General features: G+C 46.6%; 14 protein-coding genes and 2 pseudogenes. 8 read left to right on the plus strand and 8 right to left on the minus strand.

Annotated elements, in window-relative coordinates; genetic code table 11:
- Positions 1-47: 47 nt before the first annotated feature.
- The 3 genes from PRUB_RS15770 to PRUB_RS15780 form a co-directional block, all read right to left on the minus strand.
- The gene (locus PRUB_RS15770; protein WP_010382233.1) at positions 48-1,463 is read right to left on the minus strand and encodes an FAD-dependent oxidoreductase; all 1,416 of its coding nucleotides are present in this window, start codon (positions 1,461-1,463) and stop codon (positions 48-50) included.
- A gap of 8 nt (positions 1,464-1,471) precedes the next feature.
- The gene (gltB, locus tag PRUB_RS15775) at positions 1,472-5,932 is read right to left on the minus strand and encodes a glutamate synthase large subunit (protein WP_010382234.1); all 4,461 of its coding nucleotides are present in this window, start codon (positions 5,930-5,932) and stop codon (positions 1,472-1,474) included.
- A 524-nt stretch (positions 5,933-6,456) separates the two neighbouring features.
- Complete coding sequence (locus PRUB_RS15780) at positions 6,457-6,804, minus strand: Grx4 family monothiol glutaredoxin (RefSeq protein WP_010382236.1); 348 nt, start codon at positions 6,802-6,804, stop codon at positions 6,457-6,459.
- Positions 6,805-7,077: 273 nt separating this feature from the next.
- Here PRUB_RS15780 and PRUB_RS15785 point away from each other — a divergent pair, with 273 nt between their 5' ends.
- The 4 genes from PRUB_RS15785 to PRUB_RS15800 all read left to right on the plus strand — a co-directional run bounded on the left by PRUB_RS15785 (position 7,078) and on the right by PRUB_RS15800 (position 12,834).
- Entirely contained in the window at positions 7,078-7,659 is a 582-nt protein-coding gene (locus PRUB_RS15785; protein WP_010382239.1) for a Fe-Mn family superoxide dismutase, read from the plus strand.
- A 422-nt stretch (positions 7,660-8,081) separates the two neighbouring features.
- Entirely contained in the window at positions 8,082-10,004 is a 1,923-nt protein-coding gene (locus tag PRUB_RS15790; protein WP_010382242.1) for a PrkA family serine protein kinase, read from the plus strand.
- A gap of 23 nt (positions 10,005-10,027) precedes the next feature.
- Complete coding sequence (locus tag PRUB_RS15795) at positions 10,028-11,308, plus strand: YeaH/YhbH family protein (RefSeq protein WP_010382243.1); 1,281 nt, start codon at positions 10,028-10,030, stop codon at positions 11,306-11,308.
- A gap of 14 nt (positions 11,309-11,322) precedes the next feature.
- Positions 11,323-12,834: a SpoVR family protein gene (locus tag PRUB_RS15800; RefSeq protein WP_010382244.1), complete on the plus strand. Its 1,512-nt coding sequence runs from the start codon at positions 11,323-11,325 to the stop codon at positions 12,832-12,834.
- A 58-nt stretch (positions 12,835-12,892) separates the two neighbouring features.
- Here PRUB_RS15800 and PRUB_RS15805 read toward each other — a convergent pair whose 3' ends face one another.
- Both PRUB_RS15805 and PRUB_RS15810 read right to left on the minus strand, forming a co-directional pair.
- Positions 12,893-13,864: a sensor domain-containing diguanylate cyclase gene (locus PRUB_RS15805; RefSeq protein ID WP_010382246.1), complete on the minus strand. Its 972-nt coding sequence runs from the start codon at positions 13,862-13,864 to the stop codon at positions 12,893-12,895.
- Between the two features lie 4 nt (positions 13,865-13,868).
- Positions 13,869-14,873, minus strand: coding sequence for a response regulator (locus PRUB_RS15810; protein ID WP_010382248.1), 1,005 nt, complete (start codon positions 14,871-14,873; stop codon positions 13,869-13,871).
- Between the two features lie 202 nt (positions 14,874-15,075).
- Between PRUB_RS15810 and tpx the strand changes: the two genes are divergently transcribed.
- Positions 15,076-15,663, plus strand: a complete 588-nt coding sequence (gene tpx / locus PRUB_RS15815) for a thiol peroxidase (protein WP_010382250.1) — start codon at positions 15,076-15,078, stop codon at positions 15,661-15,663.
- Positions 15,664-15,720: 57 nt separating this feature from the next.
- Here the strand turns inward: tpx and PRUB_RS15820 are convergent, their stop codons facing one another.
- A complete protein-coding gene (locus PRUB_RS15820; protein WP_010382251.1) occupies positions 15,721-16,155 on the minus strand; it encodes a GNAT family N-acetyltransferase in 435 nt (144 codons plus the stop codon).
- Between the two features lie 50 nt (positions 16,156-16,205).
- Positions 16,206-16,949, minus strand: coding sequence for a sporulation protein (locus PRUB_RS15825; protein WP_010382254.1), 744 nt, complete (start codon positions 16,947-16,949; stop codon positions 16,206-16,208).
- A gap of 214 nt (positions 16,950-17,163) precedes the next feature.
- Between PRUB_RS15825 and PRUB_RS15830 the strand changes: the two are divergent.
- From PRUB_RS15830 to PRUB_RS15840, 3 genes and pseudogenes are all read left to right on the plus strand, one after another.
- Positions 17,164-18,492: pseudogene (locus PRUB_RS15830) on the plus strand (cation:proton antiporter domain-containing protein); the annotation flags it as partial.
- Positions 18,492-19,907 (plus strand): annotated as a pseudogene (locus tag PRUB_RS15835) (cation:proton antiporter domain-containing protein); the annotation flags it as partial. The pseudogenes PRUB_RS15830 and PRUB_RS15835, both read left to right, overlap by 1 nt.
- A gap of 284 nt (positions 19,908-20,191) precedes the next feature.
- Entirely contained in the window at positions 20,192-20,476 is a 285-nt protein-coding gene (locus PRUB_RS15840) for a hypothetical protein (protein ID WP_010382259.1), read from the plus strand.
- Between the two features lie 56 nt (positions 20,477-20,532).
- On the opposite strand, the gene PRUB_RS15845 is transcribed toward PRUB_RS15840, so the two are convergent.
- Entirely contained in the window at positions 20,533-21,510 is a 978-nt protein-coding gene (locus PRUB_RS15845) for a sterol desaturase family protein (protein ID WP_010382262.1), read from the minus strand.
- Between the last annotated feature and the right edge of the window lie 26 nt (positions 21,511-21,536).

Here is a 21,536-nt window from a genome sequence, read left to right on the forward strand (position 1 = left end):
GTAGGCTTATTTAGAAGCAGAATCACTCTTAGTGAAGTTTCACAACTTTATACCCCAAGATAGTCCATGATCCCTTCTGCAGCATTCCGGCCTTCAAAGATGGCTGTGACCACCAAGTCAGAACCACGTACCGCATCACCACCTGCGAAGATTTTTTCATTACTGGTTTGATGTGTGAATGCGCCTTTTTCAGGGGCAACAATACCGCCCCACTCATTGATGGCAACGTCATACGCTGCAAGCCAGTCAAGGTTATGAGGTTTAAAGCCAAACGCCATGATCACCGCATCAGCTTCAATCAGGTGCTCTGAACCAGAGACCTCCTGTGCCCGTCTACGCCCGTTCTCGTCTGGCTCACCCAGCTCAGTTCGGACCATGCGCACACCCGTTACCTTGCCGTTTTGGTCTAATTCGATGCCTTTAGGCTGAACGTTAAAGCTAAACTTAACCCCCTCCTCTTTGGCATTTTTTACCTCACGGCGTGACCCCGGCATATTGGCTTCATCACGACGATAAGCACAAGTTACCGACTGCGCGCCCTGGCGCACAGAAGTGCGCACACAATCCATCGCGGTATCACCACCACCTAACACCACTACACGTTTACCTGCCATGTCGATATACGCCTGCTTATTCTCGTCGTATCCCATCACGCGGTTAGTATTACCAATCAGAAACGGAAGTGCGTCATACACCTGATCTGCCTCTTCATTGTCCAGCCCGGCACGCATGTACTGGTAGGTGCCCACGCCGATAAACACCGCATCGTACTGTGACAGTAGTTCATCCATGCTGATGTCTGTGCCAATTTCAGTATTCAGGCAAAACTCCACACCCATTTCCGTAAATATCTCTCGACGCTTCTCCATCACCGATTTTTCCAGCTTAAATGATGGTATGCCAAACGTCAGCAAACCGCCGATCTCTGGGTTGCGATCGAATACCACAGGTTTTACCCCATTACGTACCAGAATATCCGCACAACCGAGCCCGGCAGGGCCCGCGCCAATGATGGCTACCTTTTTATCGGTCCAGGTCACATAAGACATGTCGGGCTTCCAGCCCTGTGCAAATGCCGTGTCTGTGATGTATTTCTCAATATTGCCTATGGTCACAGCACCAAACTCATCGTTCAATGTGCATGAGCCTTCGCAGAGCCTGTCTTGTGGACACACCCGACCGCATACTTCCGGCAGACTATTGGTCCGGTGCGACAACTCCGCAGCTTCCTGGATCCTGCCCGTACGGATCAATTTTAGCCACTGCGGAATATAGTTGTGCACCGGACACTTCCACTCGCAATACGGGTTACCACAATCCAGGCAACGATCAGCTTGCGAGCTTACCTGCTGCTTGGAAAACGGTTCGTAAATTTCAACGAAAGAGCTCTTACGCGTCGTGATTGGCTTCTTTCTCGGGTCGATGCGCTGAACATCGATAAATTGATAGACATTTTCGCTCATACTTCCCCCTACTGTGCCTGTACACGTAATTCAGCACTGCTGCGTGCACGGTGCCCCAACAAGCTCTTCACGTCGCTAGATTTTGGTTTGATAAGCCTAAACATAGGTACATACAACTCAAAGTTAGCCAGGATCTGCTCTGCCCGGCATGATGCCGTGTGCTCAAGATGTTCTGCGATCAAACCCCGCAAGTGCTCCTGCATGGTTGCCAGCCCTTCCAGCGACAACACTTCGACTAGCTCAGGGTTATAACGTTTATCAAAATCCCCTGCTTCGTCCAGCACATAGGCAAAACCACCAGTCATACCAGCACCAAAGTTAACTCCCACCTGACCAAGCACACATACCACGCCCCCAGTCATGTATTCGCAACCATTATCACCCAGCCCTTCCACTATGGCCTGAACACCTGAATTACGCACTGCAAAGCGCTCTCCGGCACGACCAGCTGCATATAACTTACCGCCGGTGGCCCCATACAAGCAGGTATTACCAGCGATCGTGGCAAGGTGCGTTTGGAAGCTCGAACCGACCGGTGGGCGCAGTACCAACTTACCACCCGCCATGCCTTTGCCAACGTAGTCGTTCGCATCGCCAACCAGGGTCATTTCCAGACCTCCGGCATTCCAGACACCGAATGCTTGTCCGGCAGTACCATGTAGTTCAATCACGACAGGATCTGCGGCCATCCCCTGATTGCCGTGACGAGACGCAATATAGCCAGACAACATGGCGCCCACGGAGCGATCCGTATTTTTGATCCGATTCACCAAAGACGTGCCGGTCTTATCGTCAATCGCCTGTTTTGCCTTATCCAGTAAGCTCTCATTCAATTGACCTTGATAGTGCGATGTATTTGGCGCACTGCAAAAGAGCGTTTCGCCCGAAGGATTCGCAGGTTTTGCCAGTAAGGGTTGCAGATCAAGCTTTTGCTGTCTTGCAGTCGTGCCTTCCAGCACCTCAAGCAGGTCCGTTCGACCAATCAGGTCGGTTAGCTTGCTTACCCCCATCGACGCCATGAGCTCTCTTGCTTCCTGAGCAATGAAGCGGAAGTAGTTCATCGCCATTTCTGGCAGGCCATGGTAGTGCTTCTGTCGCAGTGTTTCATCCTGCGTTGCGACACCTGTCGCACAGTTGTTGAGGTGACAAATACGCAGGTATTTACACCCCAGCGCAACCATAGGCCCGGTGCCGAAGCCAAAGCTTTCAGCGCCCAGAATGGCCGCTTTGATGATATCCAGGCCCGTCTTCAACCCACCATCCGTTTGTAAACGGATACGATGACGCAACCCATTCTCAACCAAAGCTTGCTGAGTCTCAGCGAGGCCAAGCTCCCAGGGACTGCCGGCATACTTAACCGAGGTAAGCGGGCTGGCGCCTGTACCACCGTCATATCCCGCTATGGTAATTAAGTCTGCGTAAGCCTTCGCCACACCGGTCGCTATGGTGCCTACTCCAGGCTCAGACACCAGTTTGACAGAGATCATGGCCTTAGGATTGACTTGCTTGAGGTCAAAGATCAGCTGCGCTAAGTCCTCAATGGAGTAAATATCATGGTGCGGCGGTGGAGAGATCAAGGTGACCCCAGGCACTGAGTATCTTAATTTAGCGATATAAGGCGTCACCTTTTCACCCGGTAACTGCCCGCCTTCTCCAGGCTTCGCGCCCTGCGCGACCTTTATCTGGATCACGTCGGCACTTTGCAGATAATGCGGCGTCACCCCAAAACGGCCTGATGCCACTTGCTTGATACGCGAATTTTTCTCCGTACCAAAACGGAGTTTATCCTCACCGCCTTCACCGGAGTTAGAACAGCCACCAAGCCGGTTCATAGCAATCGCCAGGGCCTCATGAGCTTCTGGCGAAAGCGCACCAATACTCATTGCCGCTGAGTCAAAACGTTTATATAACTCAGTGGCAGGCTCAACCTGGTCAACATCTATTGCAGGGCCGCTGGTATTGAGCTTGAGTAAATCCCGTAAATTGGTTACCGGTCGGTTGTTTACCAGATCGGCATATTTTTGATAATCCGTGTAATTACCGGAGCGCACTGCAACCTGGAGTGACTGAACAACATCCGGGTTATAGGCATGATACTCGCCACCATGGACGAATTTTAATAAACCGCCATGTGACAGTAACTTGCGCTTGCTATATGCCAGTTTGTGTAACTGCACGCCGTCAGCCTCAAACTCCGCAAAGCCTGCGCCCTGTATCCGGCTGCTGACACCTTTAAAACACATATCAACGATTTCGTCTGACAGACCCACCGCCTCAAACAGCATAGAACAGCGATAAGAAGCAATTGTACTGATCCCCATTTTGGACATGATCTTGTACAGGCCTTTATTAATCGCATTGCGATAAGCTAGGGTGACATCACGATAGGTTTTATCAATGACTTTACTGTCGCACAAAGCAACCAGAGTCTCGTAAGCCAGGTAAGGGTAAACTGCGGTTGCACCAAACCCGAGCAAAACAGCAAACTGATGTGGGTCGCGCGCGCTGCCCGTCTCCACGATAATGTTAGAGTCACAACGCAGATTGGTGTTTACTAACCGTTGCTGTACTGCTCCCACCGCCATCGCTGCGGGTACCGGCATAGTATCTTTACTAATGGCTCGGTCGCTTAATAACAACATCACACAACCGTGCGCTGCTTTTTCTTGCGCTTCATCACAGATCCGAGCGATTGCACTTTGCAGACTTTCGGCTTGAGGATCGTAATTCAGTGAAATACGACATGCACTGTAATGATCGTCATCTGCAGCCAGCAATTGCTGGATATCTGAATAGGTCAAAACCGGTGAATCAAACTGTAGTCGTTTAGCATGCCCGGTGGTTTCGTTAAACACATTCTGCTCACGCCCAATGCAGGTCGCCAGCGACATCACGTGGTTTTCACGTAACGGATCTATGGGTGGATTGGTAACCTGTGCGAATTTTTGTCTAAAGTAGTCGTAGAGCGAGCGGATCCCTTCCGATAACACAGCAAATGGCGTGTCGTCTCCCATTGACCCTGTTGCTTCCTGGCCATTTTGGCCCATCACCCGGATCACTTGCTCAATTTCTTCGTTACTGTAAGCAAACAGCTTTTGATAAGTCAGCAAGATATCGTCATCAAAATCCCGTTGGCCCGCATCCGCCTCAGCCAGAGCTTCAAATGGTGTCAGTCGCTTAACGTTTTGCTCTAGCCAGGTTTTATAAGGGTGTCTGGCCTTAAGGTCTTCGTCGATTTCGTCGGATTGCCAGATTTTGCCATGCAGTGTGTCCACTACCAACAGTTCGCCAGGTCCAACACGGCCTTTCTCAATGACTTCATCGGGCTCGTAATCCCAAATTCCGACTTCAGAGGCCAAAGTAATAAATCCATCTTGCGTGATCACATACCGTGCAGGCCGCAGGCCATTTCTGTCCAGGTTACATGCTGCAAAGCGACCATCAGACATCACGATACCTGCGGGACCATCCCAGGGCTCCATGTGCATTGAATTAAAGTCGTAAAATGCTCTGAGCTCATCATCCATAGCTCGGTTTTTTTGCCACGCAGGTGGCACCAACATGCGCATAGCCCGAAAGATATCCATGCCACCAGCCAAAAATAGTTCGAGCATATTGTCCAGGCTGGAAGAGTCTGAACCGCTTTCATTGACAAACGGCGCAGCATTTTGCAAATCCGGCAGCAACGGCGAAGCAAATTTATAGGCCCGCGCTTTCGCCCACTGACGATTGCCAGTGATGGTATTTATCTCACCATTATGCGCCAAATATCGAAATGGTTGCGCCAACGGCCAACGCGGTTGTGTGTTTGTTGAAAAGCGCTGGTGGAATACACAGATAGCGCTTGTCATTCGGATGTCTGCCAAATCCAAATAAAAGTTTGGCAGATCGGCCGGCATCATCAGACCTTTGTATATAGTCACAAGGCCCGACAGGCTCGCAATGTAAAAGTCCGGATCTGCTTCCAGGCGTTTTTCAATGCGCCGACGCGCGATATACAGCCGGCGCTCCAGGTCTTTTGGTCGCCACCCTTCTGGGGCAGACACAAACACCTGTTCAAACTGAGGTAGTTGCTCGATGGCAATAGGACCAAGCATGCCTGGATCTGTCGGCACTGTCCGCCAACCTACGAGCGTTAAGGTTTCTTTTTCTAATTCTTCGTTGATAATGTCACGTGCTTGCCTGGCAAATGACGGATCCTGGTTAAGAAACACCATACCTACAGCATAGTTTTTCCCCAGATGCCAGTCATTCTCAGCCGCAATCGCTCTGAAAAAACTATCGGGCTTTTGCAGCAGCAAGCCACAGCCATCCCCTGTTTTGCCATCCGCAGCTATGCCCCCGCGGTGCTGCATTCTATCCAGGCCAGTAATTGCCGTACGGATCAGCTTATGGCTCGCCTGACCTTGCGTGTGTGCAATCAAGCCAAAACCACAGTTTTCTTTTTCTAATGCCGAGTCATATAACATGGACTCCTCCCCTTGCTACAACTGCCAGCCGGTAATTTCAGACGAACTACTGGCAGATAATCAAAGCTAGCCTTGATTAGTATTCGAGTCAATACAATAAAGAATAGTTATTCACTTGCATGAATATTTCTCATTAAAAGGTACTCAAATCACTTCTTCTCAAATAAAAGAATATTGAATAAAGGTAGAGAACCACAAAATGACACCGGTATCAAATCAAAAAAACAGGAGGAAACGCACAAAAAGAAGGAAGTTTACGTTAACGTAATGCCATTATTGAAATGAATAAATATTCATTATTCATCTTGTGAATTTGGCAACCCCTTAATTTGTGCAGGACGCGAGCTTGACGCAAGCGTAAACCGAGTGTTGCAAAACTTAAAATACACCGTGAAACCAGCGAAAAGATATCAATGATAAATGCACAAATAAGCTAATAGAGGACAACAGCAGAAAGGAGGAAAAAAGAACAAAAAAGGGCATGCAACTCTCAGTCACATGCCCCACTATGAATTAAATCAGACTTACTCGGCTTTTTCAGCGTCGTCTTCTTTATACTTTGCGGCTGTTTCAGCAATCAATGGCTGCAATTCGCCTTTTTGGAACATCTCGATAATGATGTCACACCCACCGATCAGCTCACCCTCAACCCATAGCTGCGGAAAAGTCGGCCAGTTGGCATAATGAGGCAGCTCAGCACGAATGTCCGGGTTAAGCAAAATATCGACGTAAGCAAACTGTTCACCACACGCCATCAGCGCCTGAGATGCCTGCGAAGAAAAACCGCAGTTAGGTAACTTAGGTGACCCTTTCATGTATAGAATGATCGGATTCTCTGCGATTTGCTGTTTAATCTTTTCAATGGTTTGCATTATTTACCTCAAAATGACGATAGCATAGCTCATAATCGCATCCGCTTTGCCAGACGCCGCCTGTCAGCGGTTACTCTGCCCGTACAAAATAAATGCAATCTGAGCCATTCATTTTACAAGTCTTGGCTATTGCCATTGCTGTTTGCCAAAACTTGAGTAAAATACTCAGGAATTATAGTATCACTATATGCCGTCAAATCGTATAGAAATGTAAGCTAAGAAAGACATTGCTTTTATTTGCTTTGACAATTTAACAACGAAATGGAGATTAACATGGCTTTTGAACTACCGTCACTTCCGTATGCTATCAACGCGCTTGAGCCGCATATTTCTCAGGAAACACTTGAGTTCCACCACGGTAAACACCACAACACGTACGTTGTAAAACTGAACGGCCTTATCCAGGGCACAGACCTTGAGAACAAATCTTTAGAAGAAATCGTATGTAACTCAGAAGGTGGCGTATTCAACAACGCAGCACAGATCTGGAACCACACTTTCTACTGGCACAGCCTTGCACCAAATGCAGGTGGCGAGCCTACTGGTAAAGTCGCTGAGCTGATCAATGCAAAATGGGGCTCTTTCGCAGCATTCCAGGAAGCATTCAATGACAAAGCTGTTAACAACTTCGGTTCTAGCTGGACTTGGTTGGTACAACTTGCTGACGGTTCTTTGGATATCGTTAATACTTCAAACGCGGCAACTCCGTTAACAGAAGCAGGCGTAACGCCAATCATCACTGTAGACCTGTGGGAACACGCTTACTACATTGACTACCGTAACGTTCGTCCAGACTACCTGAAAGGTTTCTGGGCACTGGTTAACTGGGATTTCGCAAACGCAAACCTTGCATAATTCTCAGATAACGCAAAAGGCGCTTTTTAGCGCCTTTTTTGTTGCCCTTTATCACTGATTGCCATCCCATTTCACCGCCCGTTATCCCGCTCAATAACATTTCAATTCCATTACCTGTAAGGTACGACGAATTGTTAATTTCTGCTATATATTGCCAACACCAAATCAGGGACTGACAAACACCTTCAAACCGGCCTATTGGCACAAAGCCACCTGCCTGACTATCCTAATTTGACCACTTGTATGAGATCTGAAGGTAAAAGCCCCTTAAGGTCAATTGACGTCCAGATTCCACACTAATGCATTGAGCTGAATAGACATTAAATTACTGGAATTTTTAGGCAATTTTTAAATAACCCGACTAAGCTTTAAGTAGCCTTGCATTAAGAGACCGCATCATCAACAGGTTATTGGAGTTCATTATGAGTATATTTGAGCATTACCAGTCCAGATACGAAGCGTCCCAAGAAGAAGAGTTCACGATTGCGGAATATTTGGAAATATGTAAAGAAGATAAAGCTGCATATGCAAGCGCCCCTGAGCGCCTGCTAATGGCAATTGGTGAACCTGAAATGGTTGATACTTCGACAGATGCGCGGCTCAGCCGTCTGTTCTCAAATCGCGTTATCGCACGCTATCCCGCTTTCCATGAGTTTTATGGCATGGAAGATGCCATTGAGCAGATCGTTTCTTATCTAAAACACGCCGCACAGGGTCTGGAAGAGTACAAGCAGGTACTTTACTTGCTTGGCCCTGTCGGTGGTGGTAAGTCTTCGATTGCTGAAAAGCTCAAATACCTGATGCAACAGGTGCCCATTTATGCGATTAAAGGTTCTCCGGTCAACGACCACCCCTTAAGCCTGTTTAACCCCCTCGAAGATGGTGAGTTACTCGATAAAGAGTATGGCATCAACAGTCGTTATTTACGCACCGTGATGTCACCCTGGGCGACCAAGCGATTGCATGAATTTAACGGTGATATTTCCAAATTTAGAGTGGTAAAACGCTATCCCTCTATTTTAGACCAGACTGCCATCGCGAAAACTGAACCTGGTGATGAAAACAATCAGGACATTTCCGCATTGGTTGGTAAGGTCGACATTCGAAAATTGGAGCATTACGCTCAAAATGACCCAGACGCGTATTCATATTCAGGCGCACTGTGTTTAGCGAATCAGGGCTTAATGGAATTTGTGGAGATGTTTAAAGCCCCCATTAAAGTGCTGCACCCATTGCTCACCGCGACGCAAGAGGGTAACTACAACGGTACAGAGGGTATCTCTGCTCTGCCCTTTAACGGGATCATTTTGGCGCACTCCAACGAGTCCGAATGGCAATCATTCAAAAATAACAAAAACAATGAAGCATTTCTGGATCGGGTCTTTATCGTTAAAGTGCCGTACTGCTTACGCGTTTCGGAAGAAGTAAAGATATACAAAAAACTCATTGAAAACAGCGAGCTTAAAACTGCACCTTGTGCACCAGGTACGCTTGAAACCTTGGCTAAGTTTTCGACTCTATCGCGTATCAATGAGCCCGAAAATTCCAGCATCTATTCTAAGATGCGTGTTTATGACGGTGAGAGCCTCAAAGACACAGATCCAAAAGCGAAGTCGTATCAGGAGTATCGAGACTACGCCGGGGTCGACGAAGGTATGACCGGCCTGTCGACTCGCTTTGCATTTAAGATATTGTCGCGTGTATTCAACTTTGATCATGCAGAGGTTGCTGCAAACCCTGTGCACTTGTTTTATGTACTGGAGCAACAGATTGAGCGTGAGCAATTCAGTGCCGAAGTACAGGAGCGCTATCTCAGTCACCTGAAAGGCTACTTGATCCCACAATATGTCGAGTTTATTGGTAAAGAACTGCAAACAGCGTATCTCGAATCTTATTCAGAGTACGGACAAAATATTTTCGACCGTTATGTCACGTATGCTGATTTTTGGATACAAGATCAAGAATATCGCGACCCGGATACTGGCCAGCTATTCGACAGAGCGGCACTCAATGCTGAGCTTGAGAAAATTGAAAAGCCAGCGGGTATTTCGAATCCCAAAGATTTTCGCAATGAGATCGTCAACTTTGTCTTGAGAGCCCGCGCTCACCATAATGGCGCAAACCCTGTCTGGACCAGTTACGAAAAACTCAGGACGGTGATCGAGAAAAAAATGTTCTCAAACACAGAAGAGCTGTTACCGGTTATCTCATTCAATGCAAAAACCTCAGCTGAAGATCAGAAAAAACACGAAGACTTTGTCAATCGTATGATGGAAAAAGGCTATACCCAGAAACAAGTCCGCTTACTTTCCGAGTGGTATTTACGGGTTAGAAAATCTCAATAACATTAGCGGTTGGAGGGTGTTCTATGGCACATTTCATCGATCGTCGACTGAATGGCAAGAATAAAAGCACGCTGAATCGTCAGCGCTTCATTAGACGCTACAAGAAACAGATAAAAGAAGCTGTTTCTGATGCCATCAATAAAAGGAGTGTCACTGATATTTCCAGCGGTGAGAGCATTTCTATACCGCAACGAGATATCAGTGAACCGATTTTCCATCAGGGCAAAGGTGGTAATCGCGAGCACATTCACCCAGGCAACGATCAGTTCACAACAGGTGACAAAATTCAGCGTCCGCCCTCAGGCCAGGGCGGGGGTGCTGGCGAAGGCAATGCGAGCGATCAGGGTGAAGGCCAGGATGACTTCGTTTTTTCCATATCGAAAGACGAGTATCTTGACCTGTTGTTTGAAGACCTTGAATTACCAAACTTGCAGAAAAGCCAGCTCGACAAGTTGGTACAAATGAAAACACACAGAGCCGGCTTTTGTAACGATGGCATGCCCAGCAATCTCGACATTGTGCGATCTTTAAAAGGATCTGTTGCACGCCGAATTGCCATGACAGCCAGTAAAAGAAAACAACTCAAAGAGTTGGAAGAAAAGCTAGCGCTCTTGTTGCAGGAGCCTGTTCCCAAGCAAACCGAGATCCAACAACTAGAGCAAGAAATCGCAGAACTGAAACGCAAAATAGATGCGGTACCATTCATTGATAATTACGATTTGCGTTTTAGAAACTACGAAAAGCGTCCACACCCAACGAGCAAAGCAGTTATGTTTTGTTTAATGGATGTGTCAGGCTCTATGGATCAGGCAACTAAAGATATGGCTAAGCGCTTTTACATTTTGCTATATCAGTTCTTAACACGGACCTACAAAGACATTGAAGTTGTTTATATTCGCCACCACACACAGGCCAAAGAGGTCGACGAGCAGGAGTTTTTCTACTCGCAGGAAACCGGCGGTACCATTGTATCGAGTGCGTTAAAGTTAATGGATGAAATCATCGCTGATCGTTACGCGCAGGGAGATTGGAATATCTATGCTGCTCAGGCGTCTGATGGCGATAACTGGGCGGATGACTCTCCGCACTGTACTGATATATTAACGAACAAACTGCTAAACACGGTGCGTTACTACGCCTATATCGAAATCACCACACGTGCTCACCAGAGTCTGTGGCGCGAATACCAAGGTATTGCGGACACATTCGACAACTTTGCCATGCAGCATATTCGGTCGGTGGAAGATATCTATCCGATATTCAGAGAGCTGTTTAAGAAAAACCGACAACAGAATGCAGCCTAACAGGGGGAGTGCCTATGACGTATAACCCGCTAAATGATGGCCCGGATTGGACGTTCGACCTGCTTGAAGAATATCAGGCTGAGATTGCCCGTGTAGCGGCCCATTACAGACTGGATACCTATCCGAACCAGATTGAAGTGATCACCGCAGAGCAAATGATGGACGCCTACTCCAGTGTTGGCATGCCCATTGGCTATGCACACTGGTCTTACGGTAAGAAGTTTATCCAGACTGAGCAAACTTACAAACGAGGGCAAATGGGCCTGGCTTATGAAATTGTGATTAATTCGGACCCCTGCATTGCCTACCTTATGGAAGAAAATACCATGCCGATGCAGGCGTTGGTAATGGCACATGCATGCTATGGACACAATTCGTTTTTCAAAGGCAATTATCTGTTCAAAGCCTGGACGGACGCCTCATCAATTATTGATTACCTGGTTTTTGCAAAAAACTATGTTGCCAAGTGCGAGCAAAAATATGGGATAGATGAGGTAGAAAACTTGCTGGACTCTTGTCATGCCCTCATGAATTATGGCGTGGACCGCTATAAACGCCCTCAGCAGATATCTATGTACGAGGAACAGAAGCGTCAAAAAGAGCGTGAAGACTACCTGCAGTCACAAGTCAATGAACTTTGGCGGACCATTCCGCAAGGCAAGCAACAGGACGAGCGAGAAGACGTAAAGTTCCCATCTGAGCCGCAAGAAAACATCCTGTATTTCATCGAGAAAAACGCGCCGCTGCTAGAGTCCTGGCAACGTGAGATAATCCGAATTGTGCGCAAAGTCTCTCAGTACTTTTATCCACAACGACAAACACAGGTTATGAATGAGGGATGGGCGACATTTTGGCATTACACAATCCTTAACCACCTGTATGACGAGGGTAAACTGAGTGATGCATTCATGCTGGAGTTCCTGCAAAGCCATACCAATGTAGTTTATCAGCCGCCCTATAACAGTAAATTTTACTCGGGCATTAACCCCTATGCATTGGGCTTTAATATGATGGTCGATATACGCCGGATCTGTGAAAACCCAACCGATGAAGACAAGTATTGGTTTCCAGAGTTTGCCGGTAAAGATTGGCTGGATACGTTGCACTTTGCTATGGAGAATTTTAAAGATGAGAGTTTTGTGAGCCAGTTTTTATCGCCAAAGATAATGCGTGATTTTAAGCTGTTCACCATTATTGATCAGGAAAAGTCCCCTCACCTGGAGGTTGGTGCTATTCATGATGAATCAGGCTACCAGAAAGTCCGAAATAGCCTGTCTGCTCATTATAACTTGAGTAACCATGAGCCTAATATTCAGGTTTACAACGTAGATATACGAGGTGACCGCTCACTAACTTTGAGATATGTACCACATAACAAAGTGCCTCTTGCAGACTCAAAGAAAGAGGTAATAAAGCACCTGTATCGATTGTGGGGCTTCCCGGTTAAGCTTGAAGAGCTTCAGGATGATGGGTCGGTGAGCATATTGGGCCAATGTCCTCAAGAGAGTAAAGAAGACGCTCTATAGCAAAAAGCCCTTTCAATAAGGGCTTTTTTGTTTTTGTCGTTGCAAATATCAGGCTTAGTTAATGCGCCATAGAAGGGTCGTACACCGTCACTATGTTACGGCCATTTTCTTTTGAATGATATAAGGCGGTGTCCGCAGCTTCTATCCACTGTTCGTACTTTTCAAAATTGTCGTCACAGCAGGCAATGCCCAGGCTCACCGTTAATTTAATCTCTTTGTTATCATAATAAATGACTGAATTCTCGATTAAACTGCGCAGCCTCTCTGCGAACACTTTGGCGCCTTCGGCGTCAGTATCAACTAACGTTACCGCAAATTCCTCACCACCATAACGCCCTGCAACATCTGTTTCTCGAAGTGTCTTTTGCAACAGATCTGAGATATGGCGAATGGCCTCATCACCGCCGCTATGTCCATAAGCATCATTGATACGCTTAAAAAAATCGATGTCGAACATCAGTAAACTGCTGCTACCATGGCTACGCTGTAAACGTTTGAACTCTGTCCTTAAGTTCTCTTCCCAGTAACCCCGATTGGCCAGTTTAGTCAGGCTGTCTGTGCGGCTCATTTTTTCCAGGGTTTTATTGACCTTTTCAAGCTCAAGCTTATTCATGGCTTCGTCAGTTACATCGTAAATGATGACACAGATGTGCCCCACCTCACCGGTTACTGTCGTCAGTGGAATAAAGGTCGCATTTTGATACATATAGTCGGCTTTGCCAGTAATTGGCCGATAATTCTTGAACCGAAAAATATAGGGCTGCTGCTCCCAGATAGTAAACGAGCGATTCTTCAATACAAAAACAGGTTCTGATTTGCTCTTAAACCACGCTTCGTCAATTCCCGGAAACAAGTCAAACACGTCTTTGTCTTTAACTGCGCTTGGCAATAATCCAGAATGGTTTTCCATAAAACCATTCCAGACGCACACTCGATAGTGCCTGTCCAGCACGACCAGGCCGACATCAACTGTGTTAAACATATCCATTAACCAATGGATCTCATTCATGTCAAAATCAGATGCAGGCATAATTCTAATCTTCTAGCAGGTACTCAACTTTATATTTGAGTGTTTTCAGTGAGTCTTCGGTAAACAACAACATTAAATCACAATTAATGTCATGGTTTTCGATCCCGTAACTAATTTCAATCGCTAACGTACGTTGCCACCTGGCTTTATTTGCCTTCACCAGTTCAGACACTTCGCAATGCTGTCCTAATACCACAGGGTGGCCCTGGCTGAATGGCATGTCGAGCTGTTTCGAGAGTCCGGTCAATATTGCTCCTATCAGAATATTACTGATGTCCATGAGCAACTCAAGTTCCACTTTTTGATTGAGCTCTCCCTGATAACTCATCAATGACGCTATTTCTTTAAAACTGGAATCATTGAGTAGGAGTAAGGCTTCTCCGGAGACACCACCGCCGATGAACCCCTGACACACACCCGATGTTGTGGCGCTGGCATCGATGGCTTGCAATGCCATATGCAGCTCACTGACTTCAAGGACGTTGACATTCGGAATAGGTAATTCAACGAAGACGTTCAACAAGCGTGCCAGCAAATCACCGGCCTGGCCCATGGCCACATTGGTGATCTCCTGATAGATATCACGGATCTCAGGTTCAAGCTGCTCCCCGAGTTTATGCACCAGGTTGGCCCGAATGGCTTTGTCTTTAATCCCATGATGAGTGATGATTTCTTCCAGCTTCGTGGCATCACAGGGTTTTCGAATAAAATCTATTGCGCCCAGCTCTATGACTCTTTGGTGCGCGTTTGGCTGGATATCTCCAGAGACGACGACTGTCAAAACATTCAATCCTTGTTCGTTTATTGCTTGTAACACCTCATATCCATCCATGTGAGGCATGTTTAAATCCAGAAAAAGTATCTCAGGCGAGACCTCTTTTATTTTTTCAATACAGTCCAGTCCATGCTCAGCAAATTCTACTTTAATATCCCAGTCGTCCGGCAATGACCGCGCCAGTTGCCGGCGAGCCAATTTTGAATCATCGCATATCAGGACAGGTGTTGACATAAAAGCTCTCTTCGCTTAGCGGCTAACTCGTTGTAAGAAGCCGAAATTTTTCTAATTATAGTTATGACACAGCAGCATTTTAGGACTTACATGGTAATCAAAGCTTGGCCGATTTACAATCCAATTTACTGCAAAGGTTGGTTATATAATTTCAGTATAATACACTGACGAGAATTGCAAAAAATTTAAAAGGGAATACGTTATGCGGATCATAACCTTGCTTGCTGCATCTTTATTGACAATTACCAACCCAATCCATGCCAGTGAGCTGCCTGAGAACCAGGTTGACGCGGGTAAAGTCAACGCTCAGGGGAAGCCTGTTACCTTATTAGGCCAGGGTATTAAAGTCGGCGACACAGCACCCGACTTTAAAGTTGTCGATGGCAACTTTGTGCCTGTTACTTTGGCCAACTATCAGGGCAAGCCCGTTCTGATCAGCGTGGTACCGAGCCTGGACACCGGGATCTGTAGCATACAAACCAAGTACTTCAATGAAAAAGTGGCTAAAGAGTTTGCTGGCGTAGCAATGCTCACCATCAGTGCTGATCTGCCATTTGCTCAAAAACGTTTTTGTAAAACAGAAAACATCGACCAAATTGATACCCTGTCGGATTCAGTCTGGCGTGACTTTGGCGCAAAATACGGACTCTATATTAAAGATATGGGGCTATTGAGCAGAGCGGTTCTGGTTTTAGACAAAGACCACAAAGTAGTATATAAGCAGTTAGTCAGTAACCTGGCCAGTGAACCTGACTACCAGGGCGCCATCGAGGCACTTAAACAACTCTGATTAGCATAATATACTGCGAAACTGGTATAGAGTGCACACTGTATACCAGTCCCTACCCTAGCGTAATATCATGTCTATATGCTCAATCCCATCTTCCAGATAAGCCTGGCCGCAAGGCACAAAACCGAGAGACTGATAAAATTGAGTCAGGTAAGTTTGCGCTGCGATTTTTATCGGTTGTGGCCCGTAGTGAGCATGACAAGCCTCAATCGCTCGGGCCATCAAAGTTTGTGCAACGCCTTTCCCCCGACAATCTGGTGATACCAATACACGTCCAATTGCACTGATAGTAGATTGCGGCTTGTAACACCGTGCATAGGCCTGAACTTCACCCTGCTCAATTAAGAAAACATGGTGTGTATCAGCGGCTCTGTCAACCTCATCAATTTCCTGATAAGCGCAGGCCTGTTCAACAACAAACACCGCAACCCGGGTCTTCAAAATACTGAACAGCTCGTCGTGTGACAACTGGTAAAAAGTTTTAACTTGCATGGGTTTTATCACTGTGGGTAGATACGCCTCCGGCGAGGCGTAGAATAGAGTCAGGCAAATAGCCTTTCCAGCTGATCGCACAACTGAGACAGATTCACGTGGTCATGCTCAATTGTCAGATCTACATAGCCATCTCCACGAAAGGCTCTATCGAGCTCAATCAGCACATGCGTACGATGTGCTTCCGGCACAAAAGACAACTCAACTTCCTGAAGTCCGAACAAAGACGTATTCGCCGGACGATATTCAATTTCCTGATAACAACCAGATACCGACTGAAAGTTCGACGCTTTCAGATAACCGCGCTCAACATCTGCTTTAATCATTCGAAAGCCGAGTTTCTCCATTGCCATTAAGCAGTTTTTAACGGCTTCATTTGGATATATATGCAACAGATCTTTGTCACTCGGGTCTAAAGCCAGGTCGATATCCAATCCGGTTTCCAACCACACATAACTATGGTTATACGGTGCATTGATTTCGGTAATCGGGGTTTCTGAATGCAATCTGGCCTCAAACGGGATCACTTTTTTCTCACCCGGTGCGATGGTAAATTGGCTGCCCACACGCCACTTTTCAATGACCTGATTTGCGTAGTACTCTCCATTGTCTCCTTCAACCTTGACCTTGGTCATCAGCGCTAACTCTAAACCGCTAATTTCTTGTTCAACATCTCCACCCACAACAACGATCTGCGCCTGAAATTTCTGGCCCGGATGCAGGTGTTCTGTTTCTAAAATTGTATCTACTTTCGCGGCACCAATACCTACGGATGCCAAGAGCTTTTTAAACATCTTATCTCCTCTCGAGGATGTCCCCTTATCCGCATCTTAACCACATTTTTTCTGGTTTGTCAGCGAAAATTTATAGCAATCAGCCAAATAGTTGAGGATAAACCTCATAACCATCACCATACGCCACTCACTGTTCATCAAAGCGACCAATTTTTCATTTATATATCAGCTTGTTTTGTTACACTGCTAACACCTTCGACTTGACTGAATCACTATGGAATTACTGTACTTTGCCGTTGCCTTTGCTTGTGGCTTTTCTGTCTACCAACTTAAACTCCCGCCTTTAATTGGCTTTTTGCTGGCGGGGTTTGTGCTCAATCTGTTAGGCCACAGCAGTACCGACTTACTTACCCAGCTGGCCGACTTGGGTGTCACACTATTACTGTTCAGTATTGGTTTAAAACTAAAAGTCTCGAATCTGATTAAACCTCAGGTTTGGGCGCCTGCCAGCTTACACTTGGTGACCAGCATTGCCTTTTTCGCCTCGTTGTTACTGATGTTAGGTGCGTTTGGTTTGCCTTTATTTGTCGACTTGTCCTGGCAAAGTGCCTGCCTGGTTGGATTTGCGTTCAGTTTTTCCAGCACCGTATTTGCCGTTAAAGTACTGGAAGAGCGAGGCGAGATGGCCAGTCTGCATGGTAAAATTTCCATCGGGATCCTGGTTATGCAGGATATCTTTGCGGTGATCTTCCTCGCCATCAGTACAGGAAAGTCGCCCAACATATGGGCGCTTGCTCTGCTGGTTGGTTTGCCATTGTTACGACCGCTGCTATTCTGGATACTCAACCGTTCAAAGCACGGCGAACTCTTACCTTTGTTCGGATTCTTCTTTGCACTGGTACTCGGTTACCACGGGTTCGAGTTAGCTGGTCTGAAAGGTGATTTGGGTGCCCTGATCATAGGCATGATTTTCGCACCGCATAAAAAAGCAGGTGAGCTATCCAAAGCTTTGCTCAATGTCAAAGATATCTTGCTAGTCGGCTTTTTCCTTAACATCGGTCTGAATGCCAATATCTCGCTCGAAGCCGTGCTGATTGCCGTGTTACTTGCCGTCGTATTACCGGTCAAAGTCTTTATTTATTATCTGTATACCAATATGTTCAGACTACGTGCCCGGACATCACTGCTCAGCGCATTTACACTGTCAAACTACAGTGAATTTGGTCTGATCGTATGTGCTGTCGCTGCCAGCAGTGGCATGATCACCGCCGACTGGCTCGCCGTGGTTGCGCTGGCTGTCTCTGTCACATTTGTACTGGCCACGCCACTCAACAAGAAAGCCAATGAAATCTACGTGAAACTGGAGCCCCTGCTGGTGAAATTTGAAAGTGATAAGCGGCTCGAAGAAGAACTGCCTGTAAACTTAACCGACACACGCATAGTGATATTTGGCATGGGACGTATTGGCACCGGTGCTTATGAGACCATTCATGCTTCTTATCCAGGCTCAGTCGCAGGTGTCGACATCAAACCTGAAGTCGTCGAAAAGCATATAAGTCTGGAGCGTCGCGTACTACTGGCAGATGCAACGGACCCTGATTTCTGACACTATTACTGTTCAGTATTGGTTTAAAACTAAAAGTCTCGAATCTGATTAAACCTCAGGTTTGGGCGCCTGCCAGCTTACACTTGGTGACCAGCATTGCCTTTTTCGCCTCGTTGTTACTGATGTTAGGTGCGTTTGGTTTGCCTTTATTTGTCGACTTGTCCTGGCAAAGTGCCTGCCTGGTTGGATTTGCGTTCAGTTTTTCCAGCACCGTATTTGCCGTTAAAGTACTGGAAGAGCGAGGCGAGATGGCCAGTCTGCATGGTAAAATTTCCATCGGGATCCTGGTTATGCAGGATATCTTTGCGGTGATCTTCCTCGCCATCAGTACAGGAAAGTCGCCCAACATATGGGCGCTTGCTCTGCTGGTTGGTTTGCCATTGTTACGACCGCTGCTATTCTGGATACTCAACCGTTCAAAGCACGGCGAACTCTTACCTTTGTTCGGATTCTTCTTTGCACTGGTACTCGGTTACCACGGGTTCGAGTTAGCTGGTCTGAAAGGTGATTTGGGTGCCCTGATCATAGGCATGATTTTCGCACCGCATAAAAAAGCAGGTGAGCTATCCAAAGCTTTGCTCAATGTCAAAGATATCTTGCTAGTCGGCTTTTTCCTTAACATCGGTCTGAATGCCAATATCTCGCTCGAAGCCGTGCTGATTGCCGTGTTACTTGCCGTCGTATTACCGGTCAAAGTCTTTATTTATTATCTGTATACCAATATGTTCAGACTACGTGCCCGGACATCACTGCTCAGCGCATTTACACTGTCAAACTACAGTGAATTTGGTCTGATCGTATGTGCTGTCGCTGCCAGCAGTGGCATGATCACCGCCGACTGGCTCGCCGTGGTTGCGCTGGCTGTCTCTGTCACATTTGTACTGGCCACGCCACTCAACAAGAAAGCCAATGAAATCTACGTGAAACTGGAGCCCCTGCTGGTGAAATTTGAAAGTGATAAGCGGCTCGAAGAAGAACTGCCTGTAAACTTAACCGACACACGCATAGTGATATTTGGCATGGGACGTATTGGCACCGGTGCTTATGAGACCATTCATGCTTCTTATCCAGGCTCAGTCGCAGGTGTCGACATCAAACCTGAAGTCGTCGAAAAGCATATAAGTCTGGAGCGTCGCGTACTACTGGCAGATGCAACGGACCCTGATTTCTGGCAACGCGTCAATCACTCTAATGTTGCTATGGTTATGCTGGCAATGCCAAAGCACATGCAAAATATTTACGCGCTGGAGCAGCTAAAAGCGTCAGGCTTTTCAGGTCAGGTTACCGCAATCGCCAACTACCCGGATCAACAAAAAGAACTTGAAGATTTAGGCGTACATTCGACTTATAACTTCTACCTGGAGGCTGGTAGCGGCTTCGCAGAACACGTTAAAGAAAAATTATTTTCATAGACTAAAAAAGAATTCTCAGTATCGATAGGGGTACTGAGAATTATTTCTAATTCCGCATCATATAGTTACATCTAGACGTCTAAAAATCAGGCACATAACTCTGACGGTTTTGTAACTCTACGATTTACAAAGCTTTACATCATCGTTGGTAATTGCCCCTCAATTCGAAGTACACTGAGCTCAGTAGGTTGGTTGCACTAATCTATTTTCTCAATTTAAATCTGACACTTATACCCCTCAATCAGGAACATTGAGTGGGGACCATATTATTCGAGAGGGCAAGCATGTTAAAAAATAAATCAGCTTCTTACTTTCCTGCAGCGGTGGATGATGCAAGTGCAGGCCCGCTCGCAAAATTGCAAGCGCAATTAGATGCTATTCAAGATTCAGGAATGACAGCGTTGACAATTAGGGACATTCTTTTTCACAAAATGCTGGACATGCATGCAGTCCCTAAAGAACACTTTTTACGCGATCAGGCAACCCCTGACAGATTAGATGACCCAGCGATTATTGAGCAACTAAACGCGCTGGGATTCTATCGCACCTCGCCAGGCCAGGTGCACTAAGTCTCAATTTATGGGAGCCTACTCTCCCTTATAGGCTGGCAATGCCCGTCGCCAGCCTATTTCTCTTCCCTCACATCCTCACGCGCCTTTTTAGGCAACACGCTAAGCCATGCCTCTCGCAGCGGTTTCAGATATATGGCGCTCAAACTATCATGGCCTGCATCGTAACGACCTACACCGATCTCAATATTGCTCACTGCTGATGCACGGATCAAGCTTCTGCCCATTCTGTCCCATATGGCCAGTGCCGAGCCCAGGTTAGTATCAAAATGAGCCGGATCGGCACTGTGATGGATCTGGTGTTGTGCAGGACTGATAAACCAGTTCTCTATCTTATCTCCCCAGCTGAACCAGATGTGTGAATGTCTCAGGTTTGAGCCAAAAATATTGAATAGAAAAACAAAGGCATTAGCCCCCAGGATATCAAACATACTCAGCGCCGTACCGAAGACAAAGTAGCCTAGCCCAACCACAACCCCCTGCGTCAAAGCCATCCGGCATGCATACAAGTAACTTTCAACCGGGTGGGAGCGGTATATGGTGAACGGGGTCAGCACTTTCGCAGAATGATGCACCTTGTGAAACTCCCAAAGAAACGGGATTTTATGTAATGCCAGATGTAACAGATAGCGAGTAAAGTCATCGACCAGGAACAACATCAGTGTAAAAAGAAAAATCACCACTGAATCATCCCAGGCCAAATGCAGTGGTGCACCAAATAGCCATTCAAGGCCATCGGAGATTGCTATAGCGACCGGCACCATAGTTAAGACAATAGGTGCAAACGTCAGCGCTTTGATCAGTTTGTTGACGACAAATAAGCCATAATCCAGTTTCGCACTGTCAGACAGCCATACATCACGCGGGAACAGAAACCCCAGGAAGCCTTTAAGCGAACGAGGGCCTTGCAGTTTGTTGTAAACCAGACCAGCCATCACCACTGCACTAAGCAAGTACAGCCAATAAATGCGTTTATTTGCATCCAGTAAATAACCGGGCAAAGATGATAAGCTTTGCCAGAGCGTTTCGATCATAAAGTGGACTGACTCCTGTAAAAAAG

It is taken from the genome of Pseudoalteromonas rubra, assembly GCF_000238295.3.
Classification (GTDB): Bacteria; Pseudomonadota; Gammaproteobacteria; order Enterobacterales; family Alteromonadaceae; genus Pseudoalteromonas; species Pseudoalteromonas rubra.